Annotated in this window: 17 protein-coding genes; all 17 read left to right on the top strand. The window is 72.8% G+C overall.

The genetic code is table 11. The features are described 5' to 3' along the window. Positions 1–28: 28 nt before the first annotated feature. The 17 genes from OHL10_RS15140 to ndk all read left to right on the top strand — a co-directional run bounded on the left by OHL10_RS15140 (position 29) and on the right by ndk (position 18,587). A complete protein-coding gene (locus OHL10_RS15140) occupies positions 29–1,375 on the top strand; it encodes an aspartate aminotransferase family protein (protein ID WP_265523065.1) in 1,347 nt (448 codons plus the stop codon). A 179-nt stretch (positions 1,376–1,554) separates the two neighbouring features. Next, a complete protein-coding gene (locus OHL10_RS15135; protein WP_265523216.1) occupies positions 1,555–2,310 on the top strand; it encodes an SDR family oxidoreductase in 756 nt (251 codons plus the stop codon). A 72-nt stretch (positions 2,311–2,382) separates the two neighbouring features. Then, complete coding sequence (locus OHL10_RS15130) at positions 2,383–2,898, top strand: flavodoxin/nitric oxide synthase (RefSeq protein ID WP_265523064.1); 516 nt, start codon at positions 2,383–2,385, stop codon at positions 2,896–2,898. A 341-nt stretch (positions 2,899–3,239) separates the two neighbouring features. Next, positions 3,240–3,470 carry a hypothetical protein gene (locus OHL10_RS15125; RefSeq protein ID WP_265523063.1) on the top strand — a complete coding sequence of 77 codons (231 nt, stop codon included), beginning with the start codon at positions 3,240–3,242 and terminating at the stop codon, positions 3,468–3,470. A gap of 315 nt (positions 3,471–3,785) precedes the next feature. Continuing rightward, complete coding sequence (gene ileS, locus OHL10_RS15120) at positions 3,786–7,163, top strand: isoleucine--tRNA ligase (RefSeq protein WP_265523062.1); 3,378 nt, start codon at positions 3,786–3,788, stop codon at positions 7,161–7,163. Next, positions 7,160–8,563 carry a bifunctional folylpolyglutamate synthase/dihydrofolate synthase gene (locus OHL10_RS15115; RefSeq protein WP_265523061.1) on the top strand — a complete coding sequence of 468 codons (1,404 nt, stop codon included), beginning with the start codon at positions 7,160–7,162 and terminating at the stop codon, positions 8,561–8,563. The genes ileS and OHL10_RS15115 overlap by 4 nt, the downstream gene beginning before the upstream one ends. Positions 8,564–8,678: 115 nt before the next feature. Further along, positions 8,679–9,653, top strand: a complete 975-nt coding sequence (locus tag OHL10_RS15110) for a siderophore ABC transporter substrate-binding protein (RefSeq protein WP_265523060.1) — start codon at positions 8,679–8,681, stop codon at positions 9,651–9,653. A 46-nt stretch (positions 9,654–9,699) separates the two neighbouring features. Beyond that, complete coding sequence (locus tag OHL10_RS15105; protein WP_265523059.1) at positions 9,700–10,737, top strand: ABC transporter permease; 1,038 nt, start codon at positions 9,700–9,702, stop codon at positions 10,735–10,737. Next, positions 10,727–11,764, top strand: coding sequence for an iron chelate uptake ABC transporter family permease subunit (locus OHL10_RS15100; RefSeq protein WP_265523058.1), 1,038 nt, complete (start codon positions 10,727–10,729; stop codon positions 11,762–11,764). The genes OHL10_RS15105 and OHL10_RS15100 overlap by 11 nt, the downstream gene beginning before the upstream one ends. After that, a complete protein-coding gene (locus tag OHL10_RS15095) occupies positions 11,761–12,519 on the top strand; it encodes an iron ABC transporter ATP-binding protein (RefSeq protein ID WP_265523057.1) in 759 nt (252 codons plus the stop codon). The genes OHL10_RS15100 and OHL10_RS15095 overlap by 4 nt, the downstream gene beginning before the upstream one ends. 130 nt (positions 12,520–12,649) lie before the next feature. Next, positions 12,650–13,645: a dihydroxyacetone kinase subunit DhaK gene (dhaK, locus tag OHL10_RS15090; RefSeq protein WP_265523056.1), complete on the top strand. Its 996-nt coding sequence runs from the start codon at positions 12,650–12,652 to the stop codon at positions 13,643–13,645. Between the two features lie 90 nt (positions 13,646–13,735). Continuing rightward, positions 13,736–14,398, top strand: a complete 663-nt coding sequence (gene dhaL, locus OHL10_RS15085) for a dihydroxyacetone kinase subunit DhaL (protein WP_265523055.1) — start codon at positions 13,736–13,738, stop codon at positions 14,396–14,398. Beyond that, complete coding sequence (dhaM, locus tag OHL10_RS15080) at positions 14,391–15,158, top strand: dihydroxyacetone kinase phosphoryl donor subunit DhaM (protein ID WP_265523054.1); 768 nt, start codon at positions 14,391–14,393, stop codon at positions 15,156–15,158. Before dhaL ends, dhaM begins: the two co-directional genes overlap by 8 nt. Positions 15,159–15,237: 79 nt before the next feature. Then, positions 15,238–15,882, top strand: a complete 645-nt coding sequence (locus tag OHL10_RS15075) for a TetR/AcrR family transcriptional regulator (protein ID WP_265523053.1) — start codon at positions 15,238–15,240, stop codon at positions 15,880–15,882. A gap of 103 nt (positions 15,883–15,985) precedes the next feature. Continuing rightward, positions 15,986–17,605 carry an MDR family MFS transporter gene (locus OHL10_RS15070; protein WP_265523052.1) on the top strand — a complete coding sequence of 540 codons (1,620 nt, stop codon included), beginning with the start codon at positions 15,986–15,988 and terminating at the stop codon, positions 17,603–17,605. 4 nt (positions 17,606–17,609) lie between these two features. After that, complete coding sequence (locus OHL10_RS15065; RefSeq protein ID WP_322645573.1) at positions 17,610–18,083, top strand: DUF4233 domain-containing protein; 474 nt, start codon at positions 17,610–17,612, stop codon at positions 18,081–18,083. Positions 18,084–18,134: 51 nt separating this feature from the next. After that, positions 18,135–18,587, top strand: a complete 453-nt coding sequence (gene ndk, locus OHL10_RS15060; RefSeq protein WP_265523051.1) for a nucleoside-diphosphate kinase — start codon at positions 18,135–18,137, stop codon at positions 18,585–18,587. Positions 18,588–18,649 lie beyond the last annotated feature (62 nt).

The raw sequence follows: 18,649 nt of genomic DNA, 5'->3' as shown, positions 1-18,649 counted from the left end.
ACCGCTCGTCCCGACGGAAGGACCGACCATGCCCGACATCCCTGAGCCGACCGGCGCGGCGCTCGACGCCGCCGTCCTCGCGGCCGACCACGCACGGGTCATGCACTCGTGGTCGGCGCAGGCGCACCTGCCGTCGTTCGTCGTCGCCGGCGCGCAGGGGTGCCGGGTGTGGGACCACGCCGGGACGAGCTGGCTCGACTTCTCCAGCCAGCTCGTCAACACGAACATCGGCCACCAGCACCCCGCCGTGGTCGCCGCGATCCGGGAACAGGCGGGGATCCTCACGACGATCGCGCCCTCGACCGCCAACGCGACCCGCGCGCGGGCTGCCGAGCGCATCCTCGCCCGAGCGCCCGAGGTGTTCTCGAAGGTCTTCTTCACGAACGCCGGCGCGGAGGCGAACGAGAACGCGTTGCGGATGGCACGGCTGCACACCGGTCGCGACAAGGTGATCTCCGCCTACCGGTCCTACCACGGCAACACCGGCTCGGCGGTGGTCGCGACCGGCGACTGGCGGCGCCTGCCGAACGAGTACGCCCGCGGGCACGTGCACGTGTTCGGCCCGTACCTGTACCGCTCGGAGTTCTGGGCCACCAGCCCGGCCGAGGAGTGCAAGCGGGCGCTGGCGCACCTCGAGCGCGTCGTGCAGTGCGAGGGGCCGGCGACGATCGCGGCGATCCTCCTGGAGACCGTGCCCGGCACTGCCGGGGTGCTCGTCCCGCCGCCCGGTTACCTCGCGGGGGTGCGGGAGATCGCCGACCGGTACGGGATCGTCCTCGTCCTCGACGAGGTGATGGCGGGCTTCGGCCGGACCGGCTCGTGGTTCGCGTTCGACCAGCACGACGTCGTCCCCGACCTCGTGACCTTCGCCAAGGGCGTCAACTCGGGGTACGTGCCGGCCGGGGGAGTGCTCGTGCGGGCGGAGATCGCCGCGACGTTCGACGAGCGCGTCTTCCCCGGCGGGCTGACGTACTCGGGCCACCCCCTGGCCATGGCGGCGATCGTGGCGACGCTCGACACGATGGCTGCCGAGGGCGTCGTCGAGAACGCCGCGCGCGTGGGCGCCGACGTCATCGGCCCCGCGCTCGCCGCGCTCGCCGCGACGAACCCGCTCGTGGGAGAGGTGCGGGGGACCGGGGTGTTCTGGGCGGTCGAGCTCGTCGCCGACGCCGCCGCACGGACACCGCTGCCGGCGGAGGAGATGGCGCGCGTGCGGCGGTTGTGTATCGAGCGCGGCCTGCTGCCGTTCGTCGCCGAGAACCGGGTCCACGTCGTGCCTCCGTGCGTGGTCACGGCCGCCGAGGCGCAGGAAGGTCTCGATATCCTCACGGGCGTGCTGCACGACGTCGCCTCGCACCCGGCGTCCCCGGGCTGAATGCTGCCCGTCCCCGCACCGCCGCCAGCACCCCCGCCAGCACCCCCACCAGCACCGCACCGTCGAGGAGAACCGCACCCATGACCGAGCCGCAGAGCACCAGCCCGCAGTCCGGACCGCAGAGCCCGGCCACGTCACCGGCCACCTCACCGGCCACCTCGCCGGTCACGTCCCCGGCCATGTCCTCGGCTGCGCGTCGGGTGCTCGTCACGGGGGCGTCGTCGGGCATCGGTGCGGCGACGGTGCGGCGGCTGCGTGCCGAGGGGTGGCGGGTCGTCGCCGCCGCGCGGCGCAAGGACCGTCTCGAGGCGCTCGCCGAGGAGACCGGCGCCGAGGCGTTCGCGCTCGACGTGACCGACGACGCGGCGGTCGAGCACCTGGTGGAGCACCTGCGCGCGACCGGCGGCCTGGACGCGGTCGTCAACAACGCCGGCGGGGCGCTCGGCCTGGACACGGTCGAGGCCGCGGACGTCGACGGGTGGCGGCACATGTACGAGCTCAACGTCCTCGGCACGCTCCGGGTCACGCAGGGTGTCCTGCCGTTGCTGCGCGAGGCCGGCGGGGGAGACGTGCTCAACGTGACGTCGACCGCCGCGCACGGCGCCTACGAGGGCGGCGCGGGGTACACGGGCGTCAAGCACGCCGAGCGGATGCTCACCACGACCCTGCGGTGGGAGATCGTGGGCGAGCCCGTGCGGGTCATCGAGATCTCGCCGGGCAACGTCGCGACCGAGGAGTTCTCCCTCGTGCGCTTCGGCGGGGACGCCGACCGCGCGGCGGCGGTCTACGACGGGTACCAGCCGCTGGTGGCCGAGGACGTGGCCGACGCGATCTGGTGGACGCTGAGCCGGCCGGCCCACGTCAACGTCGACCTCATGGTCGTGCGGCCTCGCGCCCAGGCGCACAACACCAAGGTGGCCCGCACGGGCGTGTGACCCTCGGGACCATCCGCCCTACCGCCGGCCTGCGGGACGTGGTGTGCTGGGGGTGAGGAGAGCGGGGCCATCATGGACGTCGTCGTGCTGTACGAGTCCGCCTTCGGCAACACCGCCGTGATCGCGCGGTCCGTCGCCGACGGGATCGGTGAGGTCCTGGACGTGCGGTGCGCACCGTTCAGTGACGGGGCGCCCCCGGGCGAGGGCCCGGCCGACCTGCTGGTCGTGGGCGGGCCGACACACGCGTTCGGCATGAGCCGGCCGTCGACGCGGGCGGACGCCGCCGCCCGGGCCGGCACCGAACCGCCCTCGACCGGTCTGCGGGAGTGGGTGGAGTCGGCCGAGCTGCCCGACGGGCAGCGGGTCGCGACGTTCGACACCCGCGCGACCGTGGTGCGCCGGGTCCCCGGGTCGGCCGCCCGGGCCGCGGCGCGGGCACTGCGGCACCGGGGCTGCACCCTCGTGGACCGGCCCACGTCGTTCTTCGTCACGGACGTCGAGGGCCCGCTGGCCCCGGGCGAGGTGGAGCGCGCGCGGGCCTGGGGGCGTTCCCTCGCCGACGCGCTGCCGGCGCAGGCGCACGCCTGACGCGGCCGACGAGCGCCACGGGAGCGGGTCGCCGGCTTGCGTCGCGCCGTCCCGCGCTGCCACAGTATGCGGGTGACGTCCTGGGCAGCACCCGCAGCGAGCGAGCGCTCGTCTGCCGTCGTGCCCCCGGCGCTCCGCCGCACCGTCGCGGCCCGCGCCGTCGTCAGCTGTTGTTGAGGGCTCGCTGACGCGCACGCAGCGCGAGACCTGGTGTCAGCGAGCAGCATCGCGTCCCTCCCTCGTCAGTAGGGGGCGCGGAGGTCACCGATCACTTCTCCCGTCGTGACCGGTCTGCACCCCTGGAACCCTCGTCAGCAGCTCGACCGACACCAGGACACGACATGACCGCATTGCTCACCCCGCACCTCGTGCGCGGCTCCTCCCGGGCCGCGACCCCCGCCACCCCCGCCGGCGCGCCTTCCGTCACCGGCGCCGCGCAGCCCGCGCGCCGGCTCGCGGCCCCACCTGCGGCACCCGGCGCTGCCCGGGTCGCGGGCGCGGCGAACCCGCCCCTGACGATCGAGTGGCTCGTCGCCCGGGACATCGACGCCTACTCCCGCCGGCGCCGCTAGCCCCGCCCCGACGCGGCCGACGGCGGCGACCTGCGTGCCGCTCGACGAAAGCGCTCGTCGGCAGCCGGACGTTCCGGCTACGATGGGGGCACAGGCATCGACCCGGCCATCACCGGCGAGCCTCCGGAAGAACGGGTCCGCGCACGCGGCCTCAGTAGAACCGGACGGGTAGGCCCGTCACAGCCGTGTCGAGCGGTCGGTGCACGCACCGGCAAGCGGGGTGGTACCGCGGCTCACCGTCGGCCCGGCCGGAGGTGGTCGTCCTCGCACAGCATGCGCAGGACCGGAACCACCACACCGATGGAGCCTCGACCCATGGCTTACCCGCTGCACCGAGCACCCCAGGGTGCCTCCGCCGACCCCACCGCGCCCACGGACCGCACCACGTCCGCGATCCCCGCCTCGCCGGACCTGCCCGCGATGGAGCGCGACGTCCTCGCCTACTGGGCGCAGGACGACACCTTCGCCGCGTCGGTCGCGGCCCGACCCGCGGGCGAGGACGGCAGCAACGAGTTCGTCTTCTACGACGGCCCGCCGTTCGCCAACGGTCTGCCCCACTACGGCCACCTGCTCACCGGCTACGTCAAGGACGTCGTCCCGCGCTACATGACGATGCGGGGCAAGCGCGTCGAGCGCCGGTTCGGGTGGGACACGCACGGGCTGCCGGCCGAGCTCGAGGCCGAGCGCATCCTCGGCATCACCGACAAGTCGCAGATCGAGGCGATGGGGATCGCCGAGTTCAACAAGGCGTGCCGCGAGTCCGTGCTGCGCTACACCGACGAGTGGCGCGAGTACGTCACCCGCCAGGCACGCTGGGTCGACTTCGAGCACGACTACAAGACGCTCGACGTGTCCTTCATGGAGTCGGTCGTCTGGGCGTTCAAGCAGCTGTACGACAAGGGCCTGGCGTACGAGGGCTACCGCGTCCTGCCCTACTGCTGGCGCGACGAGACGCCGCTGTCCAACCACGAGCTGCGCATGGACGACGACGTCTACGCCTCCCGTCAGGACCCCGCCCTCACGGTCGGCCTGCGCCTCGCCGGCGACGGGCCTGCGGGCGAGGGGCCGGACGGCGCGGGCTCGCCCGCCGCGGGGGCGCTCCTGCTCGTGTGGACCACCACCCCCTGGACGCTGCCGTCGAACCTGGCGGTCGCCGTCGGGCCGGACGTGGACTACGTCGTCGTGCAGCCCGGGCCGGGGTCGGCGCTCGCGGGCGAGCGGGTCGTGCTCGGCGCGGCGCGCCTGGGCGCCTACGCGAAGGAGCTGGGGGAGGACGCCACCGTCGTGGCGACGCTCGCCGGGTCGGACCTCGTCGGCCTGACCTACACACCGCCGTTCGACTACTTCGCCGGTCGCGAGAACGCGCACGTCGTCCTCGCCGGGGACTTCGTCACGACCGAGGACGGCACGGGCGTCGTCCACCTGGCACCCGCCTTCGGTGAGGACGACATGGCGGTGTGCGACGCCGCGGGCATCGTCCCCGTCGTGCCGGTGGACGCCCGCGGTCGCTTCACGGTCGAGGTCGGCGACTACGCCGGTCAGCAGGTCTTCGACGCGAACCCGCACATCATCCGCGACCTCAAGGGCGGGACCGGTCCGCTCGCGCGCGTCGACGAGCGCCTGCGCACGCAGGTGGTGCGCCACGAGACCTACCAGCACTCCTACCCGCACTGCTGGCGGTGCCGCAACCCGCTCATCTACAAGGCCGTCTCGAGCTGGTTCGTGCGCGTGACCGAGTTCCGCGACCGCATGGTCGAGCTCAACGAGCAGATCGCGTGGACGCCGGACCACATCCAGCAGGGCCAGTTCGGCAAGTGGCTGGCCGGCGCCCGTGACTGGTCGATCTCCCGCAACCGCTACTGGGGCACGCCCATCCCGGTGTGGGTGAGCGACGACCCCGCCTACCCGCGCACCGACGTCTACGGCTCGATCGCCGAGCTCGAGGCCGACTTCGGCGTGCCGGTGACCGACCTGCACCGCCCGTACATCGACGAGCTGACGCGGCCCAACCCGGACGACCCGACGGGCCGGGCGACCATGCGCCGCATCCCGGACGTCCTCGACGTGTGGTTCGACTCGGGGTCGATGCCGTTCGCCCAGGTGCACTACCCGTTCGAGAACGCCGACTGGTTCGCCCAGCACCACCCCGGCGACTTCATCGTCGAGTACATCGGCCAGACGCGCGGGTGGTTCTACACGCTGCACGTCCTCGCCACCGCGATCTTCGACCGCCCCGCGTTCCGCAGCGCGGTCTCGCACGGGATCGTGCTCGGCTCCGACGGGCGCAAGATGAGCAAGTCGCTGCGCAACTACCCGGACGTCAACGAGGTCCTCGACCGCGACGGGTCCGACGCGATGCGCTGGTTCCTCATGAGCTCGCCGATCCTGCGCGGCGGGAACCTCGTCGTCACCGAGGACGGCATCCGCGACGCGGTCCGCCAGGTGCTGCTGCCGCTGTGGAGCACGTACTACTTCTTCACGCTGTACGCGGGTGCGGTGGGCGACGGCGCGGGGTACACCGCGCGACGCGTGGCGGCCGACGAGGTCGCCGGGCTGCCGGCGCTCGACCGCTACCTGCTGGCGCGCACGCACGACCTCGTCGTGACGGTCACCGCCCAGCTCGACGCGTACGACGTCCCGGGCGCGTGCGAGGCCGTGCGCGAGCACCTCGACATCCTCACCAACTGGTACGTGCGCACGCAGCGCGACCGCTTCTGGGCCGAGGACGCCGACGCGTTCAACACGCTCTGGACCGCGCTCGAGGTGCTGACGCGGGTCATGGCGCCCCTCGCCCCGCTGCTCACGGAAGAGGTGTGGCGCGGTCTGACGGGCGGTCGCTCGGTGCACCTCGAGGACTTCCCGGACGTCGCGGGTCCCGAGGGTGCCTACCTCGTGGCCGACGACGCGCTGGTCGCCGCGATGGACCAGGTGCGGACGGTGAGCTCGCTCGCGCACGGCCTGCGCAAGGCCCGTTCGCTGCGGGTGCGCCAGCCGCTGGCGCGCCTGACCGTCGTCGTGGCCGAGCCCGACGGGCTCGGCCCGTACACGGACCTGCTCGCGCGCGAGCTCAACGTCAAGGAGGTCCAGGTCGTCGGCCTCGACTCCGGCGCGGCGGAGGAGTTCGGCGTCGCGCAGCGACTGACCGTGAACGCGCGCGCGGCCGGTCCACGGCTCGGGCGCGGTGTGCAGGCGGTCATCCAGGCCGCCAAGGCCGGCGCGTGGCGCACCGGTGAGGACGGGTTCGTCGTGGTGCGCACCGCGGACGGCGACGTGCCGCTGCTGGGCAGCGAGTACGAGCTCGCCACGGTGGTCGACGGCGGCGCCGGGGCCGGGGGCGAGGACGTCGCCGCGGCGGTCCTGCCCACGGGCGGGTTCGTCGTGCTGGACCTCGCCCTGACGGACGCGCTCCTCGCGGAGGGCTACGCGCGCGACGTCGTGCGCGACGTCCAGGACGCGCGCAAGGCGGCCGGGCTGGACGTCTCGGACCGCATCACGCTGTCGCTGTCGGTGCCGGCGCCGTGGACGGCGGCGGTCGAGGCCCATCGCGAGCTCATCGCCCGCGAGACGCTCGCGGTGGACGTCGAGGTCGACACGTCGCCCACCGACGCGCGGTCGGTGCGGGTCGAGCGGTCCGTCGAGCGGTCCACGGTGACCGACCGCACCCAGGCCGAGCCGACCGGGGCCGGCGCATGAGCCCGTCGGGGAACCCGCAGCGGTCCGCACGCGAGCGCGCCGAGGACGAGCAGGCCACCGAGGACCTCGCCCGCGTGTACGCGCACATCATGGCGCGCGCACCCGAGCACGACATCGAGCCCACGCTCGACAGGGTGCGCCGCGTCGTCGACATCCTCGGCGACCCGCAGCACGCGTTCCGCTCGATCCACATCACCGGGACCAACGGCAAGACGAGCACGGCGCGGATGACCGAGCGGCTCGTGCGCGAGCACGGTCTGCGCACGGGCCTGTTCACGAGCCCGCACCTGAAGAGCGTCACGGAGCGCATCGCGATCGACGGCGAGCCGATCAGCGCCCGCCGGTTCCTCGAGATGTGGGAGGACGTCTACCCCTACGTCCAGATCGTCGACGACGAGCTCGTCGCCGACGGCCAGTCCCGCCTGAGCTTCTTCGAGGTGCTGACGGTCCTCGCGTTCGCGACGTTCGCTGACGCGCCGATCGACGTGGCGATCATCGAGGTCGGCCTCGGCGGGGAGTGGGACTCCACCAACGTCGTGGACGGCGAGGTCGCGGTCGTCACGCCGGTGGCGATGGACCACGAGCGCTGGCTGGGCCACACGCTGGGCGAGATCGCGACCGTCAAGGCGGGGATCGTCAAGGACGGCGCGACGGTCGTGCTCGCCGAGCAGGAGCCCGAGGTCGAGTCCGTGGTGCTCGAGCGCAGCGCCGCGCGGGGCGCCCGCGTCCTGCGGGAGGGCCTGGAGCTCGCCGTGGCCGCCCGGCGCGTGGCGGTCGGCGGACAGCTGGTCGACCTGCGGACCCCCGGCGGGCTCTACACGGAGATCTTCCTGCCGCTGCACGGCGCGCACCAGGCGCACAACGCGCTGCTCGCGCTCGCCGCGACCGAGGCGCTCCTGACCGGCGGCGGCGCGCTCGCGGGCCCGATCGTCGAGGCGGCGTTCGGGGACGCGACGTCGCCCGGTCGTCTCGAGGTGGTGCGCTCCAGCCCGACGGTCCTGGTCGACGCGGCGCACAACCCCGCCGGGGCGCACGCGCTCGTCGCGGCGCTCGACGAGGCCTTCGACTTCCACCGCCTCGTCGGGGTGGTGGCGATTATGGCGGACAAGGACGCCGAGCACCTGCTGACGGTGCTCGAGCCGGTGCTCGCGGAGATCGTCGTCACGCGCAACAGCGCCGAGCGCTCCGCCGACGTCACGGACCTGGCCGAGCTCGCGTCGGAGGTCTTCGGCGAGGACCGGGTGCGCAGCGCGGAGCGGCTCGACGAGGCGCTCGCGATCGCGGTCGACCTCGCCGAGCGGGACGACGCGGTGGGTGTGGGCACCGGCACGGGGGTCCTCGTGACGGGGTCGGTCATCACGGCGGCCGACGCCCGCGCGCTGCTGCGCCCCGGCGGGTGAGGTTCGCGTCACATTCGGGGTCTGAGGTTTGCGAGGAAGGTAAGGCTTCCCTAGGTTAGGGGAGGCTTATTCGCGAGTCGACCGATCTCGGGTCGACCGGACCTGGGAGACCTCCGTGACCAGCACCGCACGAACCCTTCGTACCGCGACGACGATCGCCGTCGTCGCGCTGATCGCCGGCGCGTGCGGCAGCGCGACCGACGGCGGGTCGTCCGCCGAGAGCACGACGGACGAGCAGCCCGCCGCACGGACCATCACGGTCGAGCACGCACAGGGCAGCACCGAGGTGCCGCTCGAGCCCCAGACGGTGCTGACGTTCGACATCGCGTCGCTCACGGTGCTCGACGCGTTCGGCGTCGAGGTCGCGGGTGTGCCCAAGTCCAACCTGCCCGAGCAGTACGCCCACTACGCGGCCGACGACGTCCTCGACATCGGCACCCTCTTCGAGCCCGACTACGAGGTCGTCAACGCGGCCGAGCCGGACCTCATCATCGTCGCCGGGCGCTCGTCCGAGGCCCTGCCCGAGCTGAGCCGGATCGCGCCGACGATCGACCTCTCCAACGACTGGACCGACTTCCGCACGAGCGTCGTCGAGGGCGCGAGCACCCTCGGGGAGATCTTCGACAAGGAGGATGAGATCGCGGACATGGTCGCGACGCTCGACACGTCGATCGAGGAGGTCGCCGCGGCGGCTCCGGACGCAGGGAACGCGCTCATCCTGCTGACCTCGGCGGGCGAGATCACCGCCTACGGACCCGGCTCCCGGTTCGGGTTCCTGCACGACGACCTCGGCGTCACGCCGGCCGTCGAGGACGTCGAGGAGGCCACCCACGGCGAGGCCGTCTCGTTCGAGTTCGTCCTGGACGTCGACCCCGACTGGCTGTTCGTCGTCGACCGCGACGCCGCCACGGGGGAGGGCACGCAGAGCGCCGAGGCCGTGCTCGACAACGAGATCATCCACCGCACCTCCGCCTGGGAGTCCGGCCAGGTCGTCTACGTCGACCCGGTGAGCTGGTACATCGTCAACGGCGGGCTGCCGACGCTGCAGCAGATGACCGACGAGGTCGCCGGCGCGCTCGGGACCTCCTGACCGCCGTCCGGCACACGTCCCCCGTGCACCCCACCCCTCGCCGACCGTGACGACCGCACCACCGCTCGCCACGCAGGACGTGGCGCCCGCGCAGACCCCTGCGCGGGCGCCGCGCGCCGGGCGACGACGCCTCTGGCTGACCGCCACGTGCGTCCTGCTCGCGGTCCTCGCCGTCCTCAGCACCTTCGTCGGCGTCAGCGACGTCCGGCTCGGCTCGCTGCTCGCCGACGAGGGCACCGCGCGCGACGTCCTGCTGCTCTCGCGGCTGCCCCGCACCGCCGCGATCCTCCTCGCGGGGTCGACCATGGCCGTGACCGGCGTCGTCATCCAGATGCTCGTGCGGAACCGCTTCGTCGAGCCCTCGACCATCGGCACGACCGAGTCCGCCGGCCTCGGCCTGCTCGTCGTGACCCTCCTCGCGCCGGGCATGGCGCTGCCCGGCAAGCTGGCCGTCGCTGCCGTCGCCGCGCTCGCCGGCACCCTGCTGTTCCTCGGCGTGCTGCGGTCGGTCCCCGTGCGCTCGGTCGTCACCGTCCCCCTGCTGGGGCTCATGCTCTCCGGCGTCATCGGCGCGGTGTCCACCTTCATCGCCTACCGCGCCGACCTCCTGCAGACGCTGTCGAGCTGGATGACCGGCGACTTCTCGGGCATCGTGGCCGGCCGGTACGAGCTGCTGTGGGCCGTCGCCGTGCTCACGCTCGTCGTGTACGTCACCGCCGACCGGTTCACCGTGGTCGGCATGGGTCGCGACGTCGCGACCGGCCTCGGGCTGAGCTACCGGACCGTCATGGCCCTCGGCCTCGGGATCGTGTCGGTGGCCAGCGCGATCGTCGTGGTGGTCGTCGGCGCCCTGCCGTTCCTCGGGCTCGTCGTGCCCAACGTCGTCAGCCTGCTCGCGGGGGACAACCTGCGCCGTTCGCTGCCGTGGGTCGCGCTCCTCGGCGCGGGCCTGGTGCTCGTGTGCGACGTCGTCGGGCGCGTCGTCCGCTACCCGTACGAGGTCCCCATCGGCGTCGTCATGGGGGTCGTCGGAGCCGCGGCCTTCCTCTACCTGCTCCTGCGGAGGTCCACGGATGTCGGCTGACCCGTCGGTGCGTGGGCTCACCTCGACCGCCGCGACGTCCGCCGCGCCACAGGCCCGCACCGGCGCCGCCCCGTCGCGCCGCACGACGCTCGTCCTCGTCGGCCTCGTGCTGCTCGCGCTCGGCGCGTGCGCCGCCTACCTCGTGCTGGAGGCCCGCGGCAGCTGGGACTTCGTCCTGCCCTTCCGGGGGAGGCGCCTCGCGGCGCTGGCGGTCGTGGGCGCAGCCGTGGCGGTCTCCACCGTGGTCTTCCAGACCCTCACGGAGAACCGCATCCTCACGCCGTCGATCATGGGCTTCGACGCCCTGTTCGTCCTCATCCAGTCGCTCGCGGTGCTCGGCCTCGGCTCGATCGCCCTGAACCAGGTCCCCGTCCCGCTGCAGTTCGGTGTCGAGGTGGTCGTGATGCTCGGGGCGTCCACCGCCCTGTTCTTCTGGCTCTTCGGGGGCGCACGGCGCAGCCTGCACCTGCTGGTCCTGGTCGGTGTGGTCTTCGGCGTGCTCTTCCGCAGCTTGTCCGCCCTCGTGCAGCGGCTCATCGACCCGAACGAGTTCGCGGTGCTCCAGTCGCGACTGTTCGCGAGCTTCGGCGCGGTCGACCCGCAGCTCCTGGCGATCTCGGCCGTCGTCGTGGCCGTCACGTGCGCCTGGTTGTGGAGCAGGCGCCGCGAGCTGGACGTCCTGCTGCTGGGGCGCGCGCACGCCGTCGCGCTGGGTGTCGACCACCGGCGGGCGGTCCTGTCGCTCCTGCTCGCGGTCGGGCTGCTCGTCTCGGTGTCCACGGCCCTGGTGGGGCCCATCACCTTCTTCGGCCTGCTCGTGGCGAACCTCGCCTACCTGGTGGCCGGTTCCCACCGGCACGCGGTGACCCTGCCGGTCGCCGTGCTCCTGGCCGTCGTGGTCCTGGTGGGTGGCCAGGCGGTCCTCGAGCACCTGCTCGACGCGGGGACCGTCCTCAGCGTCGTCGTCGAGTTCCTGGGAGGCATCGTGTTCATCGCCCTGCTCGTGGCCGGAGGTCGTGGCCGATGATCGAGGTCCGGTCCGTCACCAAGCGCTACGGGCGCACGGTCGTGGTCGACGACGTCGAGCTCACCCTGCCGGCGGGTGGTCTCGTCTCGATCATCGGGCCCAACGGCGCCGGGAAGTCGACGCTCCTGTCGATCGTCGCGCGCCTCCTGCCGGCCGACGCGGGCAGCGTGCTCGTGGACGGCCACGACGTGGCGAGCACCCCCGGTGACGTGCTCGCCCGCCGGCTCGCGGTGCTGCGCCAGGAGAACCACCTCACGGTCCGGCTCACGGTGCGCGACCTCGTGGCGTTCGGGCGCTACCCGCACTCGCGGGGGCGGCTGACGACCACCGACGAGGCGCACGTCGACGCCGCGCTGGAGCACCTCGGCCTCACCGACCTCGCCGGGAGGTTCCTCGACCAGCTCTCCGGCGGTCAGCGTCAGCGCGCCCACGTGGCGATGGTCCTCGCCCAGGACACCGAGTACGTCCTCCTCGACGAGCCGCTCAACAACCTGGACATGAAGCACGCGCGCCAGATGATGCGGATGATGCGCCGGGCGGCCGACGAGCTGGGGCGCACCGTCGTGGTCGTCCTGCACGACATCAACTTCGCCGCCGCGTACTCCGACCGGGTCGTCGCGATGCGGGACGGTGCCGTGGTGGTGCAGGGGACGCCCGCGCAGATCATGACGCCCGAGGCCCTCCACGCGGTCTACGACATGGACATCGCGGTGCACGACGTCGCGGGCGCACCGCTCGCCGCCTACTACGTGTGAGCGAACCGGTGCGCGCGCGCCGCCAGGGGTGTTTGATGGAGGCATCAGCGTTCCGTGCCCGCCGGTGCGCCACCGAGGACGCCGCCGGCCGGGCGAACGAGCGCGCGGCAGTCCGACGAAGGGATGCGCTGTGAAGAAGCTGCTGAACGACCCGCAGGACGCGGTCACCGAGACCCTCGAGGGCTTCGGGCTCGCGCACGCCGACCTCGTCCAGGTCCACCTCTCCCCGCACTACGTCTCGCGCGTCGGCGGCGCCGTGCCCGGGAAGGTCGGCCTGGTCTCGGGCGGCGGATCCGGGCACGAGCCCCTGCACGCCGGTTTCGTCGGCGTCGGGATGCTCGACGCCGCGGTGCCGGGTGCGGTGTTCACCTCACCCACGCCCGACCAGATCGCGCCGGCGCTGCTGGCGGCCGACTCGGGGGCCGGCGTCCTCGCGATCGTCAAGAACTACACGGGCGACGTGCTGAACTTCGAGACCGCGCTCGAGCTCGTCGAGGCCGAGGGGTCGCAGGCCACGAGCATCCTCGTCAACGACGACGTCGCCGTGGAGGACTCCCTCTACACGGCCGGACGTCGTGGTGTGGCGGGGACGGTCGCCGTCGAGAAGATCGCCGGGGCGGCCGCCGAGCGCGGCGACGACCTGGGTGCTGTCACCGAGATCGCCGGGAAGGTCGTGGCGAACGTCCGCAGCATGGGCGTCGCGCTGACGGCCTGCACGGTCCCGCACGTCGGCAAGTCCAGCTTCGACCTCGGGGACGACGAGGTGGAGATCGGGATCGGCATCCACGGGGAGCCCGGCCGCCACCGTGCCCCGCTCGCGACCGCGGACGAGATCACCCAGATGCTCCTCGACCCGGTGGCCGAGGACCTCTCCCTGGGGACCGGCGAACGTGTGTTGCTGTTCGTTAACGGAATGGGCGGTACGCCCTCCTCGGAGCTGTACGTCGTCTATCGTCGAGCGAGGACGCTCCTCGAGGAGCGCGGCGTCGTCGTGTCGCGGTCGCTCGTGGGCAACTACGTGACGTCCCTGGAGATGCAGGGCGCGTCGATCACCGTGCTGCGGTTGGACGACGAGCTCGAGACCCTCTGGGACGCGCCGGTGCACACCGCTGCTCTGCGATGGTGACGTCCGTGGCCGGCCGACCGACGGCCGGTCGGCCGTGCGTGGCGACCTGCCCGACCAGGGTGGGTCCACCGCGCGAGGAGAGGGTGGGGTATGACGTTGGACGTGGCGTGGGCACTGCGATGGACGCGCTTGACGGCGCAGGAGATCGCACGGTCCAAGGCTGAGCTGACCGAGCTGGACCGTCAGATCGGTGACGGCGACCACGGCGAGAACCTCAACCGAGGGTTCCAGGCCGTGCTCGCGAAGCTCGACACCGTCGACCCGCCGGAGCAGATCGGCGACGTCCTCAAGCTGGTCGCCACGACGCTCATGTCCTCCGTCGGTGGTGCGGCGGGGCCGCTCTACGGGACGGCGTACCTGCGCGCGGCGAAGGTCACGGGCCTCGCTGAGCTCGACCCGCACGGTGTGGTCGCGCTGCTCGAGGGCGCGCTCGAGGGCATCACCGCGCGCGGCAAGGCGTCGCCGGGGGAGAAGACGATGGTGGACGCCTGGCATCCCGCCGTCGACGCCGCGGAGGCCGCGGCCGGCCAGGGAGCGGGCACCACGCAGGTCCTGGCCGCGGCCGTCGCGGCAGCGCGGGAGGGGGCGGAAGCGACGATCCCGCTCGTCGCGACCAAGGGCCGGGCGTCCTACCTGGGCGAGCGCAGCGCAGGTCACCAGGACCCCGGCGCCACGTCCACGGCGTTGATCCTCGCAGCCGCGCTCGCCGCGGTGGAGACCGCCGACCCGGTCGCCGCGACGCCCGATGAGTGAGTCGTCGCAGGCCACCGTGCACAGGCCGGCGGGCACCGCCGGGCAGGGCGCGCGGGCCAGGATCGCGCTCGTGCTCGTCTCGCACTCCGAGCGTCTCGCGCAGGGTGCTGTCGAGCTCGCCGCCCAGATGGCGCCCGGGGTCGTGCTGCTCGCGGCCGGCGGGCGGGACGACGGTGGTCTGGGGACGAGCTACGACCGCGTCTCGGCCGCGGTGGGCGAGGCTGCGGCCGACGCCGACGGTGTGGTGGTGATCGCCGACCTCGGTTCGGCGGTGATGACGGTCGAGTCGGTGATCGAGCTCGACGACGAGCTGGACGGCAGGGTCCGCCTCGCCGACGCCCCGTTCGTCGAGGGGGCGGTCGCGGCAGCGGTGACGGCGCACGGTGGCGGTTCGCTGGAGGAGGTCCTGATGTCCGCAGAGCATGCCGGGGGGACGTTCGCGTCGTTGGACGCGGCGGTCGAGCAGGCGGGGCAAGAGCGCGATGCCCTCGCGCCGGAGCCGGGAGACCTGTCGCGGACGGTCGTGCTGCGCAACCCGCTCGGGCTGCACGCCCGCCCGGCGGCGCTGCTCGCCCGGATGATCGCCGGCTTCGACGCCTCCGTGACGATCGACGGCGTCAACGGGGCGAGCGTCCTGGAGCTCATGAAGCTCGGTGCCACCGGCGGTCAGGAGCTCACCGTCGCCGCGCAGGGTCCGCAGGGGTCCGAGGCGCTGGCCGCCGTCGTCGAGGCGATCGACGGCGGTTTCGGCGAGGTCTGAGGGTGAGGCGCGGCACGTGAGGCGCGACACACAACTTTGCAGTAGATGAAATATTGCGGGCAGTGCAACAATAGTTGATGTGCCGCCCGCCGACCCGACCGTGCCTCCGTCGCCCCCGCCCGCCTCCGGGCTGCGCGAGCGCAAGAAGCGCGAGCGCCGGGAGGCGCTGGTCGACGAGGCCCAGCGGCTCGTCCGGGAGCGCGGGCTGGACGCGGTGACCGTCGAGGACGTGTGCGCGAGCGTCGGGGTGTCTCCCCGGACGTTCTTCAACTACTTCGCCTCCAAGGACGACGCGGTGCTCGGCCTCAGCCCGGTCGACGTGGACCCCGAGATCACCGCGACGTTCCTCGCGGGCGGCCCGAGCGGTGACCTCCTCGCCGACGTCGAGGTGCTCGTCGCGCACTTCCTGTCCGGCCCGTTCATGACACCCGAACGCATGGCGGCGACCCTTGAGCTGGTGCACGCCGAACCGCGGCTGCTCGTGCGGCACCTGTCCTGGATCGAAGGGCACCGGGCCGACCTCGAGGCGCTGTTCGCCGCGCGTCGGGCCGCGCACCCGTTCGAGCCGACCGCCGAGCTGCTCGGGTTCGTGGTCATGACCCTCGTGCGCGGCGCGGCCCACGAGTGGGAGCGCGCGGGCCACGTCGGTTCGCCGGTCGACCACCTCCCGTCGGTCGTGCAGCAGCTCCGGGCGCTGGCCACCCCGCCCGGTCACTCACCGTGACGCCGATCGCCCGTCGCTCGTCCTGACCCCTCCCTCCGTCCCGACCACCCGGAACCGTCGCGCCCATCGACGCGGCGCCCCTCGCCCTGATCGAAGGACTCCCGTGCCCACCACCGCTCTGCCTCCAGGCTCTCCACCCCTGCCCGCCGACCAGCCGCTCGTCGTCCTGACGAAGCGGACGGTGTGGCTGATCTTCGGCGCCCTCATGGCCTCGATGTTCCTGTCGTCGCTCGACCAGTCGATCGTGGGCACCGCGATGCCGACCATCGTCGGTGAGCTCGACGGCGTCGCCCACCAGGGCTGGATCGTCACGGCGTACATCCTCGCGATCGCGATCGTCATGCCGCTGTACGGCAAGTTCGGCGACATGTGGGGCCGGCGCTGGCCGTTCCTCGTCGCGATCGTGCTGTTCACGGTGGCGTCGGCCGGCGCGGGCTTCGCCGGGACCTTCGGCGAGCTCGTGGCGTGGCGGTTCGTGCAGGGCCTGGGCGGCGGCGGCCTGATGATCCTGTCGCAGGCGATCATCGCCGACATCGTGCCCGCGCGGGAGCGCGGCAAGTACATGGGCCCGATGGGCGCGCTCTTCGGGATCGCGGCCGTCGTCGGCCCGCTGCTCGGCGGCTGGTTCACCGAGGGCCCGGGCTGGCGCTGGGCGTTCTGGATCAACATCCCCATCGGGATCGCGGCCGTCGTGGTCGCCTGGAAGACGCTCAAGCTCCCCAGCCGGCGCTCGGACCGCAAGGTCGACGTCGCCGGGATCTTCTTCATGGTCCTCGCGACCTCCGGGATCGTGCTCGTGACGAGCTGGGAGTCGCTGCGTCCCGGTGAGGGCTACGACTGGTCCGACCCCCTGCTCCTCACGCTCGTCCTGGCGACCGTCGGGTCGGTCGCCGCGTTCGTCGTCGTCGAGAACCGCGCCGAGGAGCCGCTGCTGCCGCTGCGGCTGTTCAAGAACCGGACGTTCACGATCGCGACGCTCATCGGGCTCGTGCTCGGGATGGGGATGTTCTCCGCGCTCGCGTTCCTGCCCACGTTCCTGCAGATGTCGACCGGCGCGGGGGTCACGGAGTCCGGCTTCCTGCTGCTGCCGATGATGGCCGGCGTCATGCTCACCGCGATCGGCTCGGGGATCGCGATCACGAGGACGGGCCGGTACAAGGTCTTCCCCGTGGTCGGCCTCGCGCTCACGGCCGGCGGCCTGGTCTGGCTGACGACCATCACCGGCGGGATGTCTCTCGTGCTGTTCGGCACGATGATCTTCGTCCTCGGTGCCGGCATGGGCCTGGTCATGCAGACGGTCGTGCTCGCGGTGCAGAACGCTGTCGACCCGCACGAGATCGGGACCGCCACCAGCGCGAACAACTTCTTCCGCGAGATCGGCGCCGCGGTCGGCGTCGCGATGTTCAGCACGATCTTCACCAGCAGGCTCACGGACAACCTCTCGCAGGTCCTGCCGCCGGGCGCGGGCGCCTCGGGCGGTGCCGAGGCGACGAGCCTGACCCCCGCCCTCGTGGACGCGCTGCCCGAGCCGCTGCGCACCGGCGTCGTCGACGCCTTCGCCGATGCCCTGGCGCCCGCGTTCTGGTACCTGGTCCCGCTCGTGGTCGTCGGCTTCGTCCTCGCCCTGTTCCTGCGGGAGGTCAAGCTGTCGAACGAGGCCGGGATGGTCGCGCGCGGCGAGGCGCTGGCCGACTCCGAGGACCAGGGAGCGCCGGTATCCTGAAGCGGTGAGCTCCACGACCGACCCGTCCGCCGTGCCTGACGGTCCTCGCGCGCCGCGGATCAGGCGGAAGAAGCCGGCCAAGGCACTCTTCGCCTCCACCACCCTGCTGCTCGAGGCGTTCGTCGTCCTCTTCGCCACGCTGGTGGCGTACGGCCTGCGGCAGGTCCCGGGAACGCGGGACGCCTGGGCCGGGTGGGCCGGGGTGCCGTCGACGACCGCGATCTGGGTCGCGGGCGGAACGCTCGCGCTGGTGCTGGTCGTGCTCAGTCGCGCCGTGTCGGCCCCGGGCGGCTACCTGGCCGGGTCGATCGTGCAGGTGCCGGTGCTGGCGAGCGGGATCGTCGTCCCGATGATGTTCGTCGTCGGTGGGCTCTTCGTCGTCCTGTGGATCGTCTCGCTCCGGCTCGGGGGCCGCATCGACCGGGAGCGCGCGGAGTACGACCGCTCGCACCCGGAGACCGCGCCGAACGTGGGCTGAGACGCCGGGCGTCCGGGGAGGGCCGAGGCTCGTGCCGGTAGAGTGCGCGCCATGACCGACGTCGTAGCACCCGCACTCGAAGAGACCATCGAACGAACCCTCATCGTCGTCAAGCCCGACGGCGTGCGCCGGGGCCTGTCGGGCGAGATCCTGCGCCGCGTGGAGGCCAAGGGCTACACCCTGGCCGCCGTCCGGCTCATGGACGCGACCCCCGAGCTGCTCGCCGCGCACTACGCCGAGCACGAGGGCAAGCCCTTCTACGACCCGCTCGTCGACTTCATGCTCTCGGGGCCGGTGCTCGGCGTCGTCGCCGAGGGCCAGGGCGTCATCGAGGGTTTCCGGTCGTTGGCCGGCGCGACCAACCCCACGTCCGCCGCCCCCGGCACGATCCGTGGTGACCTCGGCCGCGACTGGGGCCTGCGGGTCCAGCAGAACCTCGTGCACGGCTCGGACTCCCCGGAGTCCGCGGCCCGCGAGATCGCCCTCTGGTTCCCCGGCCTCTGACACCTCCGTCGTGAGCTGTGGGCGGGGCGGTGGCGGCAATCCGTGGCCGGATTGCCGCCACC

Source organism: Oerskovia flava (assembly GCF_026163685.1).
GTDB lineage: Bacteria > Actinomycetota > Actinomycetes > Actinomycetales > Cellulomonadaceae > Oerskovia_A > Oerskovia_A flava.
The sequence above is the reverse complement of the archived record's forward strand: the minus strand, read 5'-3'. Positions and strand labels throughout refer to the sequence as shown.

Excerpts from the sequence above, each read along its gene's own strand:
- OHL10_RS15140 (WP_265523065.1), top strand. The coding sequence starts at position 29 with ATGCCCGACATCCCTGAGCCGACCGGCGCGGCGCTCGACGCCGCCGTC.
- OHL10_RS15135 (WP_265523216.1), top strand. The coding sequence starts at position 1,555 with ATGTCCTCGGCTGCGCGTCGGGTGCTCGTCACGGGGGCGTCGTCGGGC.
- OHL10_RS15130 (WP_265523064.1), top strand. The coding sequence starts at position 2,383 with ATGGACGTCGTCGTGCTGTACGAGTCCGCCTTCGGCAACACCGCCGTG.
- OHL10_RS15125 (WP_265523063.1), top strand. The coding sequence starts at position 3,240 with ATGACCGCATTGCTCACCCCGCACCTCGTGCGCGGCTCCTCCCGGGCC.
- ileS (WP_265523062.1), top strand. The coding sequence starts at position 3,786 with ATGGCTTACCCGCTGCACCGAGCACCCCAGGGTGCCTCCGCCGACCCC.
- OHL10_RS15115 (WP_265523061.1), top strand. The coding sequence starts at position 7,160 with ATGAGCCCGTCGGGGAACCCGCAGCGGTCCGCACGCGAGCGCGCCGAG.
- OHL10_RS15100 (WP_265523058.1), top strand. The coding sequence starts at position 10,727 with ATGTCGGCTGACCCGTCGGTGCGTGGGCTCACCTCGACCGCCGCGACG.
- OHL10_RS15095 (WP_265523057.1), top strand. The coding sequence starts at position 11,761 with ATGATCGAGGTCCGGTCCGTCACCAAGCGCTACGGGCGCACGGTCGTG.
- dhaL (WP_265523055.1), top strand. The coding sequence starts at position 13,736 with ATGACGTTGGACGTGGCGTGGGCACTGCGATGGACGCGCTTGACGGCG.
- dhaM (WP_265523054.1), top strand. The coding sequence starts at position 14,391 with ATGAGTGAGTCGTCGCAGGCCACCGTGCACAGGCCGGCGGGCACCGCC.
- ndk (WP_265523051.1), top strand. The coding sequence starts at position 18,135 with ATGACCGACGTCGTAGCACCCGCACTCGAAGAGACCATCGAACGAACC.